The organism is Ralstonia flaminis, assembly GCF_958415495.1.
GTDB lineage: Bacteria > Pseudomonadota > Gammaproteobacteria > Burkholderiales > Burkholderiaceae > Ralstonia > Ralstonia flaminis.
On the sequence record NZ_CATZLL010000005.1, the window covers coordinates 146,050 to 166,759 of the forward strand.

Sequence of the window (20,710 nt, forward strand, 5' to 3'; positions counted from 1 at the left end):
GATCGTGTTATCTGCCTTGGCGCAGCGGATCGAGCAGGCCTTTCAGGCCGTTGTGATCCAGCTCCTGCATCAGCGCCAGCAGGCGGCCGATCTGCCCCGGCGGAAAGCCCTCGCGCGCAAACCAGTTCAGGTAGTGGCCTGGCAGGTCGGCGATGAGCCGGCCCTTGTACTTGCCGAACGGCATTTGCGTGGTGACGAGGCGTTGGAGGTCTTCGGGTTGCATGGGCGCTATTGTGCCGTGTCAGCGTGAGGTGGCCGCGACAATCAACACAGCTAGCACCGCACACAACGGCGAATACACCCACGTATCTCGCTGCGCAAACACACTGCCCCGTACCCGCTTGAAGAAGCCGACATAGCGGAAATCGCCCACCGCACGCAGCGCAAAGATAGCGGCGAGCACGAAGGCGCCGATGCGCAGTACGCCGTGCGAAATCGGCGTGGTCAGGATGCCGGACGCCGCGGCCACCCAGGCTGCCATGGCGAGCAGGATCACCGCGATCAATGCTGTGCCAATCGCGCTCGGCTTGAACACCGGTGCGCCACCCACCGACGGCAGTGCAGCCTGTTTGCCGGCGGCGCCTCCCGCTGCCCAGTACAGATGCGTCAAACCGAGGAAGGCGAGCACTGCGCAAGCGATACGACCAGCAACGAGGGCGAGGAACATGATGGTGGCTCAGAGGAGGATGCCCCGAGTGTAGTCAGCCGTGTCGCCTGCTGCGACGGCTACGGTGCCGCACCCTGAGCCGGCACACGCGCTGCCACCCGCTCCAGCAGATGCGCCACAAAACTGGAGAGCTTCGGCAACGGCCGCCGATCCTGCCGGTACACGATGTGGATCGGCCGAGGCTCCGGCGCATAAGCCTGCAGCACGCGCACCAATCGGCCGTTGGCCAAGTCTTCCGCCACCAGCACCTCAGGCTGCAGCAACAGGCCGGCACCCGCAATTGCTGCCATGCGCAGGCCGTGGCCGTCATTGCACGTGAAGGCCGGATCGTCGCGCCAGGGCGTGTCGCCATCCCACCCGCGCAACTGCCATGCATTGCGGTTGTTCCACACCATGTGCGAGAGGCAGCGATGCTGCGGCAAGTCCGCCGGCGTCTCGGGTCGCCCATGCCGCGCCAGGTAATCCGGCGATGCGCAGATGACCATGCGATACACGCACAGTGGTTTGGCCACCAAGTCGGCGTCACCCAGCGCACCGATACGGATGGCAAGGTCGAACCCCTCGTCGACGAGATCGACCATGCTGTTGCTCAGGTTCAGTTCCACGCGTACCTGCGGATGCGCCTGTTGGAAGGTCGCCGCCAGCGGGGCAATGACGCATGCGCCGAAGGTGGTCGGTGCGCTCACACGCAGCGTGCCCGAGGGTGATGCGCGTAGCCGTTCGACGGAGGTCTCCGCCCAGCGCACCTGCTCCAGCACGCGCTTGGCATCTTCATAGAACACGCGGCCGGCATCGGTCAGGCTCTGGCGGCGTGTGCTGCGCTGGAGCAGGCGGGCGCCGAGCCGCGTCTCCAGTTCCTGCACGTACTTGCCGACCATCACCGCCGACATCTCCAGCCGCGCCGCTGCCTCGGTGAAGTTGCCGCCTTCCACCACGGCGACGAAGGTTTCCATGCTGCGCAGCTTGTCCATATTCCGAACTGTTGATTAGGAATGGCCGAAGTTACCACGTCTTTATCGCATACAGGGTTCGGCGAAGAATAGACGTCATTCCAATCGAATCAACAAGGAAGCGCAGCATGAAGATCGTCGTAATTGGCGCCAGCGGCACGCTTGGCCGCGCCGTGGTGGCAGAACTGGAGCAGGGCGGGGCACACCAGATCATCCGCGTGGGCCGTACGCAGGGTCAGCATCAGGTCGACATCACCAACGCCGACAGCGTGGCCGCGCTGTTCGACAAAGTTGGCCGTGTGGATGCCATCGTCTCCACCGCCGGCAACCTGTTCTTCGGGCCGCTGACCGAGATGTCGGCGGCGGATTTCAACATCGGCCTGCAGGACAAGCTGCTCGGCCAGGTGCGCCTCGCGCTGGTTGGCCAGCACTATCTGAACGATGGCGGCTCGATCACGCTGACCACCGGCATCGTCGGCCAGGAGCCGATTGCACAGGGCGCCAACGCGACGGCGGTGAACGCCGGGGTGGAGGGCTTTGTGCGGGCTGCGGCGTGCGAGCTGCCGCGCGGCATCCGTATCAATGCCGTCAGCCCGACGGTGCTGACCGAATCGATGGCGGCGTATGGGCCGTTCTTCCCAGGCTTCGAGCCGGTGCCGGCTGCGCGTGCGGCGCTGGCGTATCGGCGCAGCGTCGAGGGTGTGCAGAGCGGGCGCGTGTATCGGGTCGGCTGAGCCAGTGCGGATCGTGAACACGTTAAGGTAAAGGGAATCTCCCCCTTGCCCGCGCGGCGTGACTCCTTCTAGACTCCTTCATCCCCGACCCATCGGTCGGTGAATTCCCAGACTTCCAGATCAAGGGCGGGCATAGAACCCGCCCACACACTTCAGGAGACGGCATGAAGGTTTCGCGCGCCACCCGCATTGCACTCGCTGCCACGGCTCTGTTGGCCGGTACGGCATTCGCCCAGGTCAAGGTCGGCATCACGGTGTCGGCCACCGGGCCGGCGGCTTCGCTGGGGATTCCCGAGAAGAACACCGTGGCGTTGCTGCCCAAGGAAATCGCGGGCAAGAAGATCGAGTACATCGTGCTCGACGATGCGTCCGACACCACCACCGCCGTCAAGAACACCCGCAAGCTCATCACCGAAGACAAGGTTGACCTGGTGATCGGCTCGACCGTTACGCCCAACTCGCTGGCGATGGTGGATGTGGTGGGCGAGAGCGAAACGCCGATGATCACGCTGGCCGCCTCGGCACGCATCATCGAGCCGATGGACGCCAAGCGCGCGTGGGTCTTCAAGACGCCACAGAACGACTCGCACATGGCCACCGCTATTGCCGAGCACATGGCCAACCATGGTGTGAAGACCGTCGCACTGATCGGCTTTGCCGATGCCTACGGCGATTCGTGGGCGCAGGAGTTCGACAAGGTGGCGGGGCTGCGCAAGTTGAAGGTCGTGGCCAATGAGCGCTTTGCGCGCACCGATACCTCGGTGACGGGGCAAGTGCTGAAGATCATGGGTGCCAATCCGGATGCGGTGCTGATCGCAGGCTCGGGTACACCAGCCGCGCTGCCGGAACGCGCACTCAAGGAGCGCGGCTACAAGGGCAAGCTGTACCAGACGCACGGCGTAGCGAATGCCGACTTCCTGCGGGTGTGCGGCAAGGATTGCGAGGGGACGTTCCTGCCGGCCGGGCCGATTCTTGTGGCGGAGCAATTGCCTGACAGCAACCCGGTGAAAAAGCCGGCGCTGGCGTACAAGACCGCATATGAGAAGGCTTACGGCGGGCAGGTCTCGACCTTCGGTGGCCATATGTGGGATGCCGGTCTGCTGTTCGCCAACGCGATGCCCGAGGCCCTGAAGAAGGGGCAACCCGGTACGCCGGCATTCCGCAAGGGGCTGCGGGATGCGATGGAAGCGACGGCTAATCTGGCGATCTCGCATGGTGTGATGAACATGAATGCGAAGGATCACCTGGGGTTGGACCAGCGCTCGCGCGTCATGGTTGAGATCAAGGACGGCAAGTGGAAGCTGCAGAACTGACGACGTAACAGCCTTATCGCCCCAAGCAAAACGCACGGTTCGCGCCGTGCGTTTTGCTTTTGCGACGCAGCTCAGGCGAGCGCCACGCTTTGCGGCACCGGGGCGGCGTTGCCCTCGGGCAGGGCGGCGTGGATCTCGGCGAGGTCCCCATCGCTCAGCTTGAGGCTTGCCGCACCGAGCAACCCGTCGAGCTGCTCCGGTCGCCGCACACCCACAATCGCACCTGTGACGACCGGATTGCGCAGCGTCCAGGCGATGGCGACTTCGGCCGGCGTCTTGCCATGTTGCGCGCCCACACCGCGCAAGACCTCCACCAGCGCCAGATTGCGCGTCAGGTTTGGCTCCTGAAACTCGGGGCTGCGCTGTGCGCGCCAGTCGTTGGCCGGCAGCGCCACAACCCGCTCGCGCGTCATGCGTCCCGACAATAGCCCCGATTGCAGCGGCGAATAGACGATGTTGCCGATGCCATGCGCCGCCGTGTAGGGCAGGATGGATTCTTCGATGCCACGCATCAGCAGCGAGTAGGGCGGTTGCAGAGAGGTAATCGCCGCCACGGCACGGGCCCGTTCCAACTGGGTCGCGTCAAAGTTGGAGACGCCGATCTGGCGGATCTTGCCCGCTCGCCGCGCCTGTTCCAATGCGGCGATGGCCGCTTCGATGGATTGTTCGGGCGCGCCCGGCGGAAAGGCGGGCCAATGAATCTGGTACAGGTCGATCGTTTCCACGTTCAACCGACGCAGGCTCGCGTCGATTTCACGTGAAAGCGATGCGGGATCCAGCGAATGCGAAATCCTGCCCTGTGCGTCCCACACCAGCGAGCCCTTCGTGAAGACGTAGGGGCGTTGCCCAGCGGGCAGCTCGCGCAGTGCCTGGCCCACAACCGTTTCAGCATGACCCAGTCCATAGGCGGCGGCCGTGTCGATCCAGTTGATGCCGGCATCCGTGGCGGCGGCAATGGCGGCGATGGAGTCGCGGTCGTCCTGCGCGCCCCAGCCATATTCCCAATTGCCGCCGCCCGAGGCCCAGGTGCCGAAGCCGAGTGGGGAGATGTGCAGGTCGGATTGACCGAGTTGTCGTGTCTGCATGGCGATGTCCTTGTCAGATCAGGGAGAGGAGTCGCCAGTCTAGGCAGCGTGATCGCGCCGATTAAGTGGATAGAATCGGATGCACTATGAAGACAGAATTCACAATCGATCCGGACCTGCTGCCTGCGCTCGATGCATTGCGGCGCGTGGCCGAGGTCGGCAGTTTCACGCACGCGGCGGCGGCGCTGGAGGTCTCAACCTCCGCACTGTCGCAGACGATCCGGCGGCTGGAGTCTGCGCTCGGCGCGCAACTGCTGGCGCGTACGACGCGGCAGGTGAGCGTTACCGAAGCGGGGGAGGCCTTGCTCGCTGTCGCGCGGCCGAGTCTCGACGCGCTGTACGGCGCGATGGCGGAAGTGGGCGAGCGCGCGACGGAGCCGCGCGGTACGTTGCGCGTGACGGCTTCGCGCGTGGCGTATCAGGCGGTGCTGCAGCCGGTACTCGGCGATTTCCTCTCGCGCTATCCGCGTATCGAGCTGGAGGTGTCGGTGGACGATGGCCTATCCGCCATCGTCGCAGACCGCTTTGACGTCGGCATCCGCTTTGGTGAGCGTGTCGAGCGCGACATGGTTGGCGTGCCGATCGGGCCGGCGCGACGCGTCGCGGTGGTGGGCAGCCCGGCGTATCTGCAGGCGCATGGCACACCCCATTCGCCGGACGCACTGCGCGGGCATCGCTGCATCCGCTACCGCTTTCCGAGCGGCGGCACCTTGTATGACTGGGAGTTTGTCGAGCCCACGCAGGGCGGCACAATTCAGTCGGTCGACGTGGCTGGTGGTTTCATCGCGAATGATGTGCTGGCGATGGTCGGGGCGGCAAAGCAGGGCGTTGGCCTGGCCCATGTGCTGGAAGACCTCGTCGCCGAGGATGTGGCGAACGGGCACTTGGTCCGGGTGCTCGAGGCGTGGTGCCCGCCGATGTATCGCTTTCATCTCTATTTCCCGCGCTCGCCACAGATGCCGGGCAAGCTGCGAGTCTTCATCGATTTTCTGCGCGCTCGGTCGGGTAGCGGGGACGGTGAGTCGCCTGACTGATGTGTTTCACGTGAAACACAACGGGCGGAACAAGCGGTGCATGTTTCACGTGAAACACGAAATCGGCGGTTATTTCGCGCCGATTGCCGCATCGTCGAACAGCGCGATACATCGGCGACTTATAATTCGGCTTCTTCAAATTTCCGATGCCTCCATGCGAGGAGGAAGCCATGCTGTATCCAATTGAATTCGATGTGATCGTGGTGGGCGGCGGACATGCCGGCACCGAGGCCGCCCTGGCGGCGGCGCGCATGGGGTGCCAGACCCTGCTGCTGACGCACAACATCGAAACGCTGGGGCAGATGAGCTGCAACCCGTCTATCGGGGGCATTGGCAAGGGCCATCTGGTCAAAGAGGTCGATGCGCTGGGCGGTGCCATGGCCATTGCCACGGACGAGGGGGGTATCCAGTTCCGTATCCTCAACTCCAGCAAGGGGCCGGCCGTGCGCGCCACCCGTGCCCAAGCCGACCGTGTGCTGTACAAGGCCGCGATCCGCCATCGCCTGGAGAACCAGCCGAACCTGATGCTGTTCCAGCAGGCCGTCGAAGACCTGCTGGTGGAGGGCGACCGCGTGGTCGGCGCCGTGACGCAGGTGGGCGTGCAGTTCCGTGCACGTGCGGTCGTGCTGACGGCGGGGACATTCCTCGACGGCAAGATCCACGTGGGGCTGAACAACTACACTGGCGGCCGCGCGGGCGACCCGGCAGCGGTGTCGTTGTCGGCCCGGTTGAAGGAGTTGAAGCTGCCGCAAGGGCGCTTGAAGACCGGTACGCCGCCCCGGATTGACGGTCGATCCATCAATTTCTCGGTGCTCGAAGAGCAGCCGGGCGATCTGGACCCGGTGCCGGTGTTCTCGTTCATGGGCCGCGCGAGCATGCACCCACGCCAAGTGCCGTGCTGGGTCACGCACACCAACGAGCGCACGCACGACATCATCCGCGCCGGGCTGGACCGCTCGCCGATGTACACGGGCGTGATCGAGGGGGTGGGGCCGCGCTACTGCCCGAGCATCGAAGACAAGATCCACCGCTTTGCCAGCAAGGATAGCCACCAGATTTTCCTGGAGCCGGAAGGCTTGGCGACCAACGAGTTCTACCCGAATGGCGTGTCGACCAGCCTGCCGTTTGATGTGCAGCTCGATCTGATCCACTCGATGCGCGGGCTGGAAAATGCGCACATTCTGCGCCCTGGGTATGCCATCGAATATGACTACTTCGATCCGCGTGGGCTGAAGGCCTCGCTGGAATCGAAGGCGATTTCGGGTCTGTTCTTCGCCGGCCAGATCAATGGGACGACCGGCTATGAAGAGGCCGCCGCCCAGGGTCTGCTCGCCGGTATCAATGCCGGCCTGCAAGTGCAGGGCAAGGATGCCTGGACGCCGCGCCGTGACCAGGCTTACCTGGGCGTGCTGGTCGACGACCTTATTACCCGGGGCGTGACCGAGCCGTATCGCATGTTCACCAGCCGCGCGGAATTCCGCCTGAGCCTGCGTGAAGACAACGCCGACATGCGGCTGACCGAGGTCGGTCGCACGCTGGGCGTGGTCGACGATGCCCGCTGGGACGCATTCAACCGCAAGCGCGACGCTGTTTCACGTGAAACAGAGCGCCTGAAGTCGACGTGGGTGAATCCGGCAACCCTTCCGCTGGAAGATGCCGAGCCGGTGCTGGGGAAGGGCATCGAGCGCGAATATGCGCTGGCCGACTTGCTGCGCCGCCCGAACGTGACGTACGAATCGCTGATGGGCATGCAGGGCGGTAAGTACGCGCTTGAAGCGCCGCTGGCTGAAGATCCGCTGCTGGCCGAGCAAATCCGCGAGCAGGTTGAGATTGGCATCAAGTACCACGGCTACATCGCCCGCCAGGCCGATGAGGTGGAGCGCCTGGGCGCAAATGAGAACACCCGTCTGCCGGCCGATTTCGACTACTCGCAGGTGCGTGGCCTGTCGATCGAGGTCCAGCAGAAGCTGGCCAAGCACAAGCCTGAGACCATCGGGCAGGCGTCGCGTATCTCCGGCATCACGCCGGCAGCGGTGTCGCTGCTGCTGGTGCATCTGAAGAAGGGCGTACTGCGCGGCCAGGTTGGCCCCCGCGCCGGTGCAGAAGGCGAGGCCGCTTGATGGCAAATGCACTGACCAACGCCCGCTCGGAGTTGGAGGCGGGCGCCCGTGCGCTCGGCCTGTCGCTGGACGAAGCCCAAGTGGATCGTCTGCTGGCGTACCAGGGGCTGCTCGCCAAGTGGAATCGCGTCTACAACCTGACCGCCATCCGCGACGCGGGTGAGATGCTCACGCATCACCTGCTGGATTCGCTCTCGGCTGTCTCGCGCATTGCCGAGCTGGCGCGCCGCGCGCAGCCAGAAGCGCCGCGTGTGCTGGACGTGGGCTCCGGTGGTGGCTTGCCCGGTATTCCGCTGGCCATCGCCTACCCCGATGTGAGCGTCACGATGGTCGACATCGTGCAGAAGAAAACAGCTTTCCTGACGCAGTGCCGCGCCGAGCTTGGCCTGACCAATGCCCAGTCGCATTGGGGCCACGTGGAAAAACTGGTCGACGCTACCGGCTACGGCGTCATCACTTCGCGTGCGTTTGCCGAGCTGGCCGACTTCGTCAATCTAGCCGGACACTTGCTGGCCCCGGGTGGCCGCATGGTCGCCATGAAAGGCGTGCGCCCCGATGCCGAAATCGAGCGCTTGCCTGCTGGCTGGATCGTTGAGGCCATCGAGCGTCTGACCGTGCCGGGGCTGCCGGCCGAGCGTCATTTGGTCATCCTTGCGCCGTCGGCGTGAGTCATTCACCGCAGAGGAGTCATGTCGCATATTTTCGTGATCGCCAACCAGAAGGGTGGGGTCGGCAAGACCACCACCACGGTGAACCTCGCGGCAGGGCTGGCCGCGCAAGGGCAGCGTGTGCTGCTGGTCGACCTCGACCCGCAGGGCAACGCCTCGATGGGCTCGGGCATCGACAAGCACACGCTCGAATTCAGCATCTATCAGGTGTTGGTTGGCTTGGCGACGATTCCGCAGGCGCGCCAGCGTTCGGAAGCCGGCCGCTATGACGTGCTGCCCGCCAACCGCGACCTGGCCGGCGCCGAAGTCGAGCTGGTCGATCTGGAGCACCGCGAAAATCGCCTCAAGCTTGCGCTGGCCGAGGTGGATGCCGACTACGACTTTGTCCTGATCGATTGCCCGCCGTCACTGTCGTTGCTCACGCTCAACGGCCTGTGCGCTGCGCACGGCGTGGTTGTGCCGATGCAGTGCGAGTACTTCGCGCTCGAAGGGCTGTCGGATCTGGTCAACACCATCAAGCAGGTGCACGCCAACCTGAACCGTGATCTGAAGGTGATCGGTCTGCTGCGCGTGATGTTCGACCCGCGTGTGACGCTGCAGCAGCAGGTGTCGGCGCAACTCGAGTCGCACTTTGGTGACAAGGTCTTCAAGACGGTGATTCCACGCAACGTGCGCTTGGCCGAGGCGCCGTCGTACGGCATGCCGGGCGTGGCATTCGATCCCGCATCGAAGGGTGCCAAGGCCTATCTGGATTTCGGCGCCGAGATGATCGCGCGCGTGCGGCAGATGGCCGAGTTGCCGGCCTGAGCGCAAGAGGAACAACATGAGCACGATGAAGAAAAAGGGATTAGGCCGCGGCCTCGAAGCGCTGCTGGGCAGTCCCGCCGAGATCGTCGAGACCGCCAAGCAGGAGGGCGCGCCAACGGTGCTGAAGCTCGACCAGATGCAGCCCGGCAAATACCAGCCGCGCACGCGCATGGACGAGGGTGCACTGCAGGAACTGGCCGCGAGCATTCGCGCGCAGGGTCTGATGCAGCCGATTCTGGTGCGCAAGATCGCGTCCGACGGGCCGCAGCCCAAGTACGAAATCATCGCGGGCGAGCGCCGCTTCCGTGCCTCGCGCCTCGCCGGCCTGACCGAAGTACCGGTGCTGGTGAAGGACGTGCCGGACGAATCGGCCGCCGCCATGGCGCTCATCGAAAACATCCAGCGTGAAGACCTCAACCCGCTGGAAGAAGCGCAGGGCATCGCGCGCCTCGTGCGTGAATTTCAGTTCACGCACGAGCAGGCGGCGGAATCGGTGGGGCGCTCGCGCAGCGCAGTGTCGAACCTGCTGCGCCTGTTGAATCTCGCTCAGCCTGTGCAGACGATGTTGATGGCCGGCGACATCGACATGGGCCACGCCCGTGCGCTGCTGGCAGTCGACAGTGCGACACAGATCCTGTTGGCCAACCAGATCGTCAACAAGCGTCTGTCGGTGCGCGAGACGGAAAAGCTGGTGGCGTTGACGCTCAAGCCGTTCGAGTTGAAGTCGCTCAAGCAGAAGGGCGCGCACCAAGGTGGGCGTGACGTCGCCCGCCTGGAAGAAGAACTGGCGGACCAACTGGGCCTGGGTGTGCAGATCAAGCTGGCGGCCAAGGGCCGTGGTCAGTTGACCGTGCAGTTCAGCAGTCTCGATGAGTTTGACGGTTTGCTGGCACGCCTGCGTCCGGACGGCGACGAAGAGGCCGCCTGAGTCGCATGACTGCGACAGTTTGACGCAGTCGGTGCGGCCCGCGCCGCTGCGCCATTTGCGGACATTCACCGGCACCGAATCAGTGCGATTACCTCGCACGTCATCGACGCTGTGCGCGGGCAATACCATCATGGAATCACCAAGGCACCGCTCCATCAGGCGGATTCGGTGCCCTGGCAGCAGCACATCATTGCGTATGGAGCGTGGAACGCAGCCGCTCCGGGTGCTGTCGAAGGCGCCCGCACGACCGTTCGCTTGCGCGTTGACTGGTGAACGCCATGTCCCGTAAAATCGTGCGGTTTTAAATCCGCCTGACCCAAAGCGGTGCGGCATGTTGAAAGGCCATTCTTCCATGCAGCCAGCCACGCGGCAACGGCCCGATTCTTACGCTTCGTTGGAAGCCGCCCGACCAGTCTCGGCGCAGGCTCCGGAGCACGACGATTGGGATGATGACGCAGGGAAGGCGGAGCCGCCGGTGCATGTGCTCTCACATGACGAAGCGGTTGCCATGTTCGGCGAGCAGGCCCTGCGGGCTTCGCGTATCACGCCCTTCTCCATCGTGCTCGGCCAGGTGGCCATCACACTGTTGTGTGCGCTCGGATGGTATGTGGGTAGCTGGTTTGCGGGTACAGGCACTACGTCGGCAGGCCAGGCTGCGTTGTCGGCCCTGCTGGGTGGTGGCGTGTGCGTGGTGCCTTCGGCATGGTTCGCGATGCGACTGTCGACGGCCAAGGGGTTCGAGTCCATCGCCCGTCTGGTGGTGGGCGAAGCGATCAAGGTGCTCGGCACGGTCGCACTGCTGGTGATTGTGGTGGTGATGTTCAAGGGGCTGCATTGGCCGCCCTTGCTGATCACTCTGATCCTGGCGCTCAAGATGTACTGGGTCGGACTCGCACTGCGTTGACGGTACGATGAAAGACCAAGCCTGCAGCATTGCCGCAGGCGCACGGGATGTGTCGGGAGGTGGCAGGAACAGGCGGCAGGAGAAGCCCCGGTTCATTGCACTGACACTCCGCAAGAATAAGGTGGCGCGTTCCAGCCGCGTGCAGTCCGCGATCTCCAGGGAAACCTGTTGAGCATCGGGCGCGAGCAAGAGCGGGTCACGAAGAATGTTTCGCAATATTGGACTGAATCATCATGGCAACTGAAGTCGCAGAAGCCGCCGGCCACGCCGCCGAGCACGCTCTCACGCCTTCCGCGTATATCGCGGAGCATTTGCAGAATTTCAATAGCCTCGGCGGCAAGCAGGCGTCCGTCGTCGACTTCACCGTCATCAACTGGGACACGATGTTCTGGTCCGTGTTGATGGGCCTGATCGGCATCATCTTCCTGGGCATGGCCGCGCGCCGTGTCACCTCTGGTGTTCCGGGACGTTTCCAGGCCTTCGTTGAGCTGGTTGTCGAGATGGTCGACGACCAGGCCAAGGGCATCATTCACGGCGATCGCTCCTGGATCGCTCCGCTGGCCCTGATGGTCTTCGTTTGGGTCACGCTGATGAACGCGGTCGACTTGATCCCGGTGGACTGGGTCACGGGCGTCAACCACATCCTCGGCACCTTTGGCGTGCACGTGCCGCACCACCGCGCGGTGGCCACGGCCGATCTGAACGGCACCTTCGGCATGTCCTTCGCCGTGCTGATCCTGATGATCTACTACAGCTTCAAGATCAAGGGCGCGGGCGGCTTCGCGCACGAGTTGCTCTCCGCTCCGTTTGGCGCCAAGTGGTACCTCGCGCCGTTCAACCTGATCCTCAACATCATTGAATTCCTCGCTAAGGCTGTGTCGCTGGGCATGCGGTTGTTCGGCAACATGTACGCGGGCGAGCTGGTATTCCTGCTGATCGCGCTGCTTGGCTCGATCTGGACGTTCGGTGCTGATTTCTCGGCACTGGGTTTCGTAGGTCACGTGGTGGCCGGTGCGGTTTGGGCGATCTTCCACATCCTGATCGTTCTGCTGCAGGCGTTCATTTTCATGATGCTGACGCTGGTGTACATCGGCCAGGCACATGATCACCACTAAGTAGCGGTTCAGGTTCTCCGGTTCCGTTTGGTTTTTTCAAGTTCTCAAGTTCTTAGTCTTTCACGTAAAAGGGAGTCATCATGCAAGCATTTCTCGCCAACATCCAAGGTCTGACCGCCATCGGTATCGGCATCATCATCGGCCTGGGTGCCATCGGCGCCTGCCTCGGCATCGCACTGATGGGTGGCAAGTACATCGAAGCCTGCGCACGTCAGCCTGAGCTGATGAACCCGCTGCAAACCAAGATGTTCCTGCTGGCTGGCCTGATCGACGCGGCATTCCTGATCGGCGTTGGTGTGGCCATGCTGTTCGCGTTCGCCAACCCGCTGCTGTCGGTCATCAAGTAATTCTTTTCGGTCTGCATGATGCCGGAGGCGGCCTGGGTGAACGCACCGCGTGACCCTCGCCGCTTCGTGCATTGATCCGTAGTCTCAATACCGAAAGGAACACACCATGAACCTGAACGCCACACTCGTCGCGCAGATGGTCGTGTTCTTCATCCTGTGGTGGGTTGTTGCCAAGTTCATTTGGCCGCCCCTGGTGAAGGCGCTCGACGAACGCGCGAAGAAAATTGCCGATGGCCTGGCCGCTGCCGATAAGGGCAAGGCTGAGCTGGAGCTGGCCAACAAGCGGGTCGAGCAGGCACTGACCGAAGCGCGCAATGAAGGCGCGCAGCGCATCGCGGACGCCGAAAAGCGTGCCCAGATGAGCGCCGACGAGATCAAGCAAAACGCCCAAGCCGAAGCCGCGCGCATCATCGCGCAAGCCAAGGCCGAAGCCGAGCAGCAAACCGTGCGTGCGCGTGAATCGCTGCGCGACCAGGTTGCTACGCTGGCCGTCAAGGGTGCCGAGCAGATCCTCAAGCGTGAAGTCAATGCGCAGGTCCACTCTGATCTGCTCAATCAACTCAAGGCTGAGCTGTAATCATGGCAGAACTCGCAACCGTTGCCCGTCCGTACGCAGAGGCGCTGTTTCGCGTAGCGAAGGCCGGCAATCTGGGTGCATGGTCTGAGCTCGTGTCGGAAATGGGGCAAATTGCCGCCGTACCCGACATGAAGGCAGTCGCCGATGATCCGAAGCTCTCCAAAGCCGATGTGGCGGGGATCTTCCTGTCGGCGTTGAAATCTCCGGTGTCGCACGAGGCGAAGGAACTGGTTGGCCTGCTGGTGGCCAACAAGCGCCTGTCGCTGCTGCCGGAAATTGCCGCGCAATTCCATGTGCTGCGGAATGCCAGCGAAGGCGCCGCCGACGTCGAGATCACCAGTGCGTTCCCGCTTGAGGGCGGGCCCCTGACCGAACTGGTCGCCACGCTCGAACGCAAGTTCGGCAAGAAGCTGCAGGCTCACGTGAGCGTCGATCCTTCGTTGATCGGCGGCGTGCGTGTGCAGATTGGCGACGAAGTGCTCGACACCTCGGTGCGCGCGCGCCTGACGCAGATGCAGTCTGCGCTGACCGCCGCGTAATGCTGTTCCGCGAGGCGCCGATGAGATTGCCCGCGGACAGATTGAAGAATTAGGAGCATTCGATGCAACTGAACCCCTCCGAGATCAGCGACCTGATCAAGACCCGTATCGAGGGCTTGAAGGCTGGCGCTGACGCAAAGAACACCGGCACGGTCATTTCCGTGACGGACGGTATCTGCCGCATTCATGGCCTGTCGGGCGTGATGCAAGGCGAAATGCTGGAATTCCCGGGCAACACGTTCGGCCTCGCGCTGAACCTCGAGCGCGACTCGGTCGGCGCCGTGATCCTGGGTGAGTACGAGCACATTTCCGAAGGCCAGGAAGTCAAGTGCACGGGCCGCATTCTGGAAGTGCCGGTTGGTCCGGAACTGCTGGGCCGCGTGGTCAACGCGCTGGGCCAGCCGATCGACGGTAAGGGCCCGATCAACGCCAAGAAGACGGACGTGATCGAGAAGGTCGCTCCGGGCGTGATCGCACGTCAGTCGGTGAGCCAGCCGGTGCAGACCGGCCTGAAGTCGATCGACGCGATGGTGCCGATCGGCCGTGGCCAGCGTGAGCTGATCATTGGCGACCGCCAGACCGGCAAGACCGCTGTGGCCGTCGACGCCATCATCAACCAGAAGGGCAAGGGCATCTTCTGCGTGTACGTGGCAATCGGCCAGAAGGCTTCGACGATCGCCAACGTGGTGCGCAAGCTGGAAGAGCACGGCGCGCTGGAATACACGATCGTGGTGGCTGCTGCCGCTTCCGACTCGGCTGCCATGCAGTACCTGTCGGCCTACGCCGGCTGCACGATGGGTGAGTACTTCCGCGACCGCGGCGAAGACGCCCTGATCGTGTACGACGATCTGACCAAGCAAGCTTGGGCGTACCGTCAGGTTTCGCTGCTGCTGCGCCGCCCGCCGGGCCGTGAAGCCTACCCGGGCGACGTGTTCTACCTGCACTCGCGCCTGCTGGAGCGTGCTGCCCGTGTGAACGCTGAGCACATCGAAAAGATCACCAACGGCGAAGTCAAGGGCAAGACCGGTTCGCTGACCGCGCTGCCCGTGATCGAAACGCAGGCCGGCGACGTGTCCGCGTTCGTGCCGACCAACGTGATCTCGATTACCGACGGCCAGATCTTCCTGGAAACCGACCTGTTCAACGCTGGCGTTCGCCCCGCTATCAACGCCGGTATCTCGGTGTCGCGTGTGGGTGGTGCGGCTCAGACCAAGGTCATCAAGAAGCTGTCCGGCGGTATCCGTACCGACCTGGCCCAGTACCGTGAACTGGCTGCGTTCGCGCAGTTCGCTTCCGACCTGGACGAAGCGACCCGCAAGCAGCTCGAGCGCGGCCGCCGCGTGACCGAACTGCTCAAGCAGCCGCAATACCAGCCGCTGCAAGTGTGGCAGCTGGCCGCGTCGCTGTACGCAGCCAACAACGGCTTCCTCGACAACGTGGACGTGAAGGACATCCTGGCTTTCGAAAAGGGCCTGCACGACACGCTGAAGACGAAGTACGCCGATCTCATCAACCGCATCGAAGATACGAAGGATCTGTCGAAGGATGATGAGGCCGCTCTGCGTGCCGCGATCGAGGATTTCAAGAAGTCCGCCGCGTTCTAACCGCGTCAATCCTGGAACTGGTCACGCTTAGCCTGCGTGGCCAGGTCTGAACGGAGAGAGTGAAATGGCCGGAACAAAAGAAATCCGCACCAAGATCAAGAGCGTGCAAAACACGCGCAAGATCACCAAGGCGATGGAAATGGTCGCCGCGTCCAAGATGCGCAAGGCGCAGGAACGGATGCGTGCTGCCCGCCCGTACGCTGAGAAGATCCGCAACGTTGCTGCGCACATGGCGCAGGCCAATCCGGAGTACAAGCACCCGTTCATGGTGGCGCGCGACATCAAGCGCGCTGGCCTGATCGTGGTGACGACGGACAAGGGCCTGTGCGGTGGCTTGAACACCAACGTGCTGCGCGCCGTGACCAACCAGCTGCGTGAGCAGCAGGGCAAGGGCATCGAGACGCAGGCTACGGCCATCGGTACCAAGGGCATGCAGTTCCTGGGCCGTATCGGCGCGAAGGTCGTCTCGAACGTCGTGCACCTGGGTGACACGCCGCATCTGGAAAAGCTGATCGGCGCGATCAAGGTTCAGCTGGACGCATTTGCGGCCGGCGAGATCGATGCTGTGTACCTCGCGTACACCCGCTTCATCAACACGATGAAGCAGGAGCCGGTGGTTGAGCAGTTGCTGCCGCTCACAGCCGACAAGCTGACGCAGACCGACGCCGAGAAGCAAGCCTACTCGTGGGACTACATCTACGAGCCGGACGCACAAACGGTGGTCGACGAGCTGCTGATCCGCTATGTCGAGGCGCTGGTGTACCAAGCGGTGGCCGAGAACATGGCCTCCGAGCAGTCGGCCCGGATGGTAGCGATGAAGGCGGCTTCGGACAACGCAAAGAACGTGATCGGCGAACTGCAACTGGTCTACAACAAGACCCGTCAGGCAGCGATCACGAAGGAATTGTCCGAAATCGTCAGCGGCGCGGCAGCGGTCTGACGCCCACGGCAAAGATTTAAGTTATTGGAGATACAAATGAGTATCGGAACAATTGTGCAGTGTATCGGCGCCGTGGTGGACATTCAGTTCCCGCGTGACGCAATGCCCCATATCTACGAGGCACTCGTGCTGGAAGACAGCAACGAGAAATCGTTCGCCGAGAAGGGCCTGACCTTCGAAGTGCAACAACAGCTGGGCGACGGCGTGGTGCGTACCATTGCACTGGGCTCGTCCGACGGCCTGCGCCGCGGCATGGCGGTCAAGGGTACCGGCGCAGCGATCTCGGTGCCTGTCGGTCACGGCACGCTGGGCCGCATCATGGACGTGCTGGGTCGTCCGATTGACGAAGCCGGCCCGATCGCCTGCGACGAAAAGCGCGCGATTCACCAGAAGGCCCCGAAGTTCGACGAACTGTCGCCGTCGGTGGACCTGCTGGAAACCGGCATCAAGGTGATTGACCTGGTTTGCCCGTTCGCCAAGGGCGGTAAGGTGGGTCTGTTCGGTGGCGCCGGTGTCGGCAAGACCGTGAACATGATGGAGCTGATCAACAACATCGCCAAGCAGCACTCGGGCTTGTCGGTGTTTGCTGGCGTGGGCGAGCGTACCCGTGAGGGCAACGACTTCTACCACGAAATGAAGGACTCCAACGTGCTCGACAAGGTGGCGATGGTGTTCGGCCAGATGAACGAGCCGCCGGGCAACCGTCTGCGCGTGGCGCTGACCGGCCTGACGATGGCCGAGCGCTTCCGTGACGAAGGCCGTGACATCCTGTTCTTCGTCGACAACATCTACCGCTACACGCTGGCCGGTACCGAAGTGTCGGCACTGCTGGGCCGTATGCCTTCCGCCGTGGGCTATCAGCCGACGCTGGCTGAAGAAATGGGCAAGCTGCAAGAGCGTATTACGTCGACCAAGACCGGCTCGATCACGTCGATCCAGGCCGTGTACGTGCCTGCCGATGACTTGACCGACCCGTCGCCGGCAACGACCTTCCTGCACCTGGACTCGACCGTCGTGCTGTCGCGTGACATCGCTGCACTGGGTATCTACCCTGCAGTGGATCCGCTCGACTCGACTTCGCGTCAGCTCGACCCGCAGATCGTGGGCCAAGAGCACTACGACGTCGCCGACCGCGTGAAGAAGACGCTGCAGCGCTACAAGGAACTGCGCGACATCATCGCAATTCTGGGCATGGACGAACTGTCGCCGGAAGACAAGCTGGCTGTGGGCCGCGCCCGTAAGATCCAGCGTTTCCTGTCGCAGCCGTTCCACGTGGCGGAAGTGTTCACGGGTTCGCCGGGCAAGTACGTGCCGCTGAAGGAAACCATCCGCGGCTTCAAGATGCTGGTGGACGGCGAGTGCGATCACCTGCCGGAACAGGCGTTCTACATGGTCGGCTCGATCGACGAAGCCTTCGAGAAGGCCAAGAAGCTCCAGTAAGAGCAACGTCTGACCCTGTGCGAGAGCCGGGGTCAGCACTGGCTTTCTGAAGTCCATTCAGGAAGCGGCTTTTCTGAGCAAAGGAATCGAGATGGCAACCATTCATGTAGACGTCGTCAGCGCTGAGCACGAGATCTTCTCCGGCAATGCCAAGTTTGTGGCACTGCCGGGTGAAGCCGGCGAGCTGGGCATTCTGCCTGGCCACACGCCGCTGATCACGCGCATCAAGCCGGGCGCCGTGCGCATCGAGAAGGAAGATGGTGGCGAAGAGTTTGTGTTCGTTGCCGGCGGCATTCTCGAAGTGCAGCCGAAGAAGGTGACCGTGCTGGCCGATACCGCAATCCGCGGTCACGACCTGGACGAAGCCAAGGCGAACGAAGCCAAGCGTGCGGCCGAAGAGGCGCTGCAGAACCAAAGCAGCGACATCGATCTGGCCCGTGCGCAAGGTGAACTGGCCGTGGCTGCTGCGCAGTTGGCCGCGATCGCGCGCCTGCGTCGCAAGCGCTGAACGCCGGTTGATGCCGATCTGCCTGGCAGGTCGGTATGGCCCAAGAAAAAGCAGCCCGTTTGGGCTGCTTTTTTGTTGCCTGTCGCTACCGTTGTTGCTTAGTGGTGGTCCTCTTCACGGTGTTGCTCGTTGTGGCCGCCTTGGCCCTGTGGGTGCGGCTGTGCGGGCGCGGCTTCGTGGTGCTCAACGTGCGGCGGTTGAGGTTGGGGTTGCGGACGCTGCGGCTCCGGACGCGGTTCGGGCCGAGGCAGCGGCTGCGACGGGTGAATTTCCACCGGACGCGGCGGCTGTGCCGATGGGCGCGGTGCTTCGAAGTGCTGCTCAGGCTGACGTGGCTCTGGACGCGGACGTTCCTGCGGTGCGGGCGCGGTCGGCCGAATGACTTCAGCGGGGCGCGGTTGCGGTTGCTGCGCTTGCACCGGACGATGTTCCTCGCGGGAGATGTCTGCGCGCATGCCTTCCTGCGGCTGCGGACGTGACGTCATACCAGCGGGCGACTGCGGGGGCAGCGCGGGCTTCGGCAAGATGGCGCGCTCTTCACCGCGACGTTGCTCCTGCGCAGGCTGTGCACCGGGTTGTTGTCCAGGGTGCGTGGTGGTGCCCGGCGCCATGAATGCTTGCGGCGCGGGTTGTTGTGCACCATGCGGGCCTTGTGCATTCCCCGGCGTTGGCTGGTTGCCCAGATGCGGCGCGCCTTCACCATGCGGCATGTTGGCCGGTGTGGCGCGCGTGAGGCGCAGGCCCGCCGCCTGCGCCCCCGCTGGCATCGGCTGCGCGCCGGCGTTGGCCGGCCCACGCACCGGTGCGACATGTGCGGGGGCGCTGCCGCCCGTCCACGCGGGGCCGGCGCCGGCCAATGTGCCGCCTTGGGAGTGGAAGCGCTCGGCCAATGCATCACGCCCGCCTGCCGGCGCCTGTGGTGCACGCACCGCAATGGCTTGCCGCGAGAACACCTGTGCTGGCGGCAACGGGTGCGCGCCACTGGCAGCGGCTGCGCCCACCAGACTTGCCCTCACTGGTGCCAGCGCCGGCGTTGACACGATCTGCGCATGCGCCAGTTGCGCGCGCATCTGTTCGGGGCGCAGTCGTGCCATGGCAGGGCCGACCGGCTTGCCGCTGACGAAGGTCTTGGCCGGCACTGCTGTCAGCGCGGCGGGGTTGTTGGCGTTGACATACGTGACGCGGTTCACATTGGTGATGTTGGTCACGTTGTTGTTGATGATCGTCTTGTTGACCGTGACGTTGTTCACCACCACCGTGCGGTTGATGTTGGTCACGTAGGTGGGGCTGGCGGCATAGACGGGGCGATATGCCTCGCCCGGGGCCAACGGGAACCACGCCACGCCCGGCGAGCCGATCGAGATGTTGATGCCCCAGCTCACACCGCCGCCACCACCACCCACGAAGCCGACCAGCGCCGGCGCATACACCGGGCGCGGCACCACCGGACCCGGCACCCAGCACCACGTTGTGCCGACGTAGGCCCAACGGCCATAGTGGAACGGTGCGAAACCCCAGGGTTCATCATCGACCCAGGTCCAGCCCCAGGGCGCCACCCATGCCCAATGGCCGGTGCGATAGGGCGCCCAGCCGGCTGGCACTGCGCGTGGCACCCACACGGCGCCGTAGCCGTCTTCCTCGCGCCATGTGCCGTTGTCGTCCAGAGCTTCGTAGCCGGTCATTTCGCGGCCGACGTAGCGGGCGGAGACGGATGCGTCTTCGCGGGCGTCGCGTGACTCGGCCCAGTGGTCGAAGGCATCGCGGTTGGGGTTGTCCGTGCCACCGGCTTCGGCCAGGTCGGTGCCGCCAAAGCGGACCTGCTGGCCCGCGCCCAACGGCACGGAGCGGTCGTCGCCGTAGGCCGTGCCGTCGCCATGCCAGACGGTAACGGTGGTGCTGGAGCCGTCTGGCGCGACATCGAGGCGGTATTCACCCGGTGCCTGCGGCGTGAAGGCTAGATTGGGTGTGTCGATCTCAACAGTCTGGTCCGGTGGCAGCGCACGCACGCGAACCGACAATGCGCCTTGTGTGAGCTTGACCTGCGTGTTGCGGTCGTCCAGGTCGACCAGCGTGGCGCCGGTGTTCTGCCCCAGGCGCAGCGCGGTGGAGCCGACGTGCAGTTCGCTACGGCTGCCTTGGTCGGACCACAGACGGTCGCCCGTCGTAAACGGGCGGTTGAGCGTGGCGCCGGCCCAGTCGTCGGAGCCGGCCGGCGCAAAGCTCACCGCACCGGAGAAGTCAGATAGCCGCGCGACGCGCGAAGCCGGGTCGGCGGCCAGCGCTGCCCGTGAGCCGCAGACCAGCAGCACTGCAGCAATACCCACGGCGCGCAGCACGTGCGGCAGCCGCATACCGGTGAGGCGGAGAGAACGACGGGATGGAGTGGACATGATGAGCCCTCGTTTTTATGGCGGCACGCGCCGCGTGGAT

21 protein-coding genes are annotated in these 20,710 nt (G+C 63.9%); 16 read left to right on the top strand and 5 right to left on the bottom strand.

From position 1 onward, the window contains the following. Positions 1–7: 7 nt before the first annotated feature. Genes R2N11_RS09520 through crgA form a run of 3 tightly spaced genes read right to left on the bottom strand, consistent with a single transcriptional unit; the run spans position 8 to position 1,638 of the window. Positions 8–223, bottom strand: a complete 216-nt coding sequence (locus R2N11_RS09520) for a DUF3820 family protein (RefSeq protein WP_021197147.1) — start codon at positions 221–223, stop codon at positions 8–10. 18 nt (positions 224–241) lie between these two features. Then, positions 242–667: a DUF3995 domain-containing protein gene (locus R2N11_RS09525; protein ID WP_316680907.1), complete on the bottom strand. Its 426-nt coding sequence runs from the start codon at positions 665–667 to the stop codon at positions 242–244. Between the two features lie 59 nt (positions 668–726). Beyond that, positions 727–1,638, bottom strand: a complete 912-nt coding sequence (gene crgA / locus R2N11_RS09530; protein ID WP_316680908.1) for a LysR family transcriptional regulator CrgA — start codon at positions 1,636–1,638, stop codon at positions 727–729. Positions 1,639–1,745: 107 nt separating this feature from the next. Between crgA and R2N11_RS09535 the strand changes: the two genes are divergently transcribed. Both R2N11_RS09535 and R2N11_RS09540 read left to right on the top strand, forming a co-directional pair. Continuing rightward, entirely contained in the window at positions 1,746–2,351 is a 606-nt protein-coding gene (locus R2N11_RS09535; protein ID WP_199032492.1) for a short chain dehydrogenase, read from the top strand. A 164-nt stretch (positions 2,352–2,515) separates the two neighbouring features. Next, positions 2,516–3,664 (top strand): ABC transporter substrate-binding protein, encoded by a 1,149-nt coding sequence (locus R2N11_RS09540; RefSeq protein ID WP_316680909.1) that lies wholly within the window; start codon positions 2,516–2,518, stop codon positions 3,662–3,664. Between the two features lie 71 nt (positions 3,665–3,735). Here R2N11_RS09540 and R2N11_RS09545 read toward each other — a convergent pair whose 3' ends face one another. After that, positions 3,736–4,749, bottom strand: a complete 1,014-nt coding sequence (locus R2N11_RS09545; RefSeq protein WP_316680910.1) for an aldo/keto reductase — start codon at positions 4,747–4,749, stop codon at positions 3,736–3,738. Positions 4,750–4,835: 86 nt separating this feature from the next. On the opposite strand from R2N11_RS09545, the gene R2N11_RS09550 reads away from it, so the two are divergent. The 14 genes from R2N11_RS09550 to R2N11_RS09615 all read left to right on the top strand — a co-directional run bounded on the left by R2N11_RS09550 (position 4,836) and on the right by R2N11_RS09615 (position 18,280). Beyond that, entirely contained in the window at positions 4,836–5,783 is a 948-nt protein-coding gene (locus tag R2N11_RS09550) for a LysR family transcriptional regulator (protein WP_316680911.1), read from the top strand. 170 nt (positions 5,784–5,953) lie between these two features. Continuing rightward, positions 5,954–7,903 carry a tRNA uridine-5-carboxymethylaminomethyl(34) synthesis enzyme MnmG gene (gene mnmG / locus R2N11_RS09555; RefSeq protein WP_316680912.1) on the top strand — a complete coding sequence of 650 codons (1,950 nt, stop codon included), beginning with the start codon at positions 5,954–5,956 and terminating at the stop codon, positions 7,901–7,903. Beyond that, positions 7,903–8,571 carry a 16S rRNA (guanine(527)-N(7))-methyltransferase RsmG gene (gene rsmG, locus R2N11_RS09560; protein ID WP_199032487.1) on the top strand — a complete coding sequence of 223 codons (669 nt, stop codon included), beginning with the start codon at positions 7,903–7,905 and terminating at the stop codon, positions 8,569–8,571. The genes mnmG and rsmG overlap by 1 nt, the downstream gene beginning before the upstream one ends. A gap of 21 nt (positions 8,572–8,592) precedes the next feature. Beyond that, positions 8,593–9,378, top strand: a complete 786-nt coding sequence (locus R2N11_RS09565) for a ParA family protein (protein WP_199032486.1) — start codon at positions 8,593–8,595, stop codon at positions 9,376–9,378. Between the two features lie 16 nt (positions 9,379–9,394). After that, positions 9,395–10,306: a ParB/RepB/Spo0J family partition protein gene (locus tag R2N11_RS09570; RefSeq protein WP_316680913.1), complete on the top strand. Its 912-nt coding sequence runs from the start codon at positions 9,395–9,397 to the stop codon at positions 10,304–10,306. A gap of 352 nt (positions 10,307–10,658) precedes the next feature. After that, on the top strand, positions 10,659–11,210 hold the full coding sequence (locus tag R2N11_RS09575) for an ATP synthase subunit I (protein ID WP_316680914.1): 552 nt from the start codon (positions 10,659–10,661) through the stop codon (positions 11,208–11,210). A gap of 233 nt (positions 11,211–11,443) precedes the next feature. Then, a complete protein-coding gene (atpB, locus tag R2N11_RS09580; RefSeq protein ID WP_199032283.1) occupies positions 11,444–12,325 on the top strand; it encodes a F0F1 ATP synthase subunit A in 882 nt (293 codons plus the stop codon). Between the two features lie 80 nt (positions 12,326–12,405). Continuing rightward, positions 12,406–12,672: a F0F1 ATP synthase subunit C gene (gene atpE, locus R2N11_RS09585; RefSeq protein WP_003262709.1), complete on the top strand. Its 267-nt coding sequence runs from the start codon at positions 12,406–12,408 to the stop codon at positions 12,670–12,672. Between the two features lie 106 nt (positions 12,673–12,778). After that, on the top strand, positions 12,779–13,249 hold the full coding sequence (locus R2N11_RS09590) for a F0F1 ATP synthase subunit B (RefSeq protein ID WP_013210897.1): 471 nt from the start codon (positions 12,779–12,781) through the stop codon (positions 13,247–13,249). 2 nt (positions 13,250–13,251) lie between these two features. Then, on the top strand, positions 13,252–13,788 hold the full coding sequence (locus R2N11_RS09595; RefSeq protein WP_316680915.1) for a F0F1 ATP synthase subunit delta: 537 nt from the start codon (positions 13,252–13,254) through the stop codon (positions 13,786–13,788). A gap of 62 nt (positions 13,789–13,850) precedes the next feature. Continuing rightward, on the top strand, positions 13,851–15,392 hold the full coding sequence (gene atpA, locus R2N11_RS09600; RefSeq protein WP_199032284.1) for a F0F1 ATP synthase subunit alpha: 1,542 nt from the start codon (positions 13,851–13,853) through the stop codon (positions 15,390–15,392). 64 nt (positions 15,393–15,456) lie between these two features. Beyond that, positions 15,457–16,332, top strand: coding sequence for a F0F1 ATP synthase subunit gamma (gene atpG, locus R2N11_RS09605; protein WP_316680916.1), 876 nt, complete (start codon positions 15,457–15,459; stop codon positions 16,330–16,332). Between the two features lie 36 nt (positions 16,333–16,368). Further along, on the top strand, positions 16,369–17,772 hold the full coding sequence (atpD, locus tag R2N11_RS09610) for a F0F1 ATP synthase subunit beta (protein WP_199032286.1): 1,404 nt from the start codon (positions 16,369–16,371) through the stop codon (positions 17,770–17,772). A gap of 91 nt (positions 17,773–17,863) precedes the next feature. Beyond that, positions 17,864–18,280, top strand: coding sequence for a F0F1 ATP synthase subunit epsilon (locus R2N11_RS09615; RefSeq protein WP_021197165.1), 417 nt, complete (start codon positions 17,864–17,866; stop codon positions 18,278–18,280). A 98-nt stretch (positions 18,281–18,378) separates the two neighbouring features. Here the strand turns inward: R2N11_RS09615 and R2N11_RS09620 are convergent, their stop codons facing one another. Further along, positions 18,379–20,670: a DUF6600 domain-containing protein gene (locus R2N11_RS09620; RefSeq protein WP_316680917.1), complete on the bottom strand. Its 2,292-nt coding sequence runs from the start codon at positions 20,668–20,670 to the stop codon at positions 18,379–18,381. Positions 20,671–20,710: the final 40 nt, after the last annotated feature.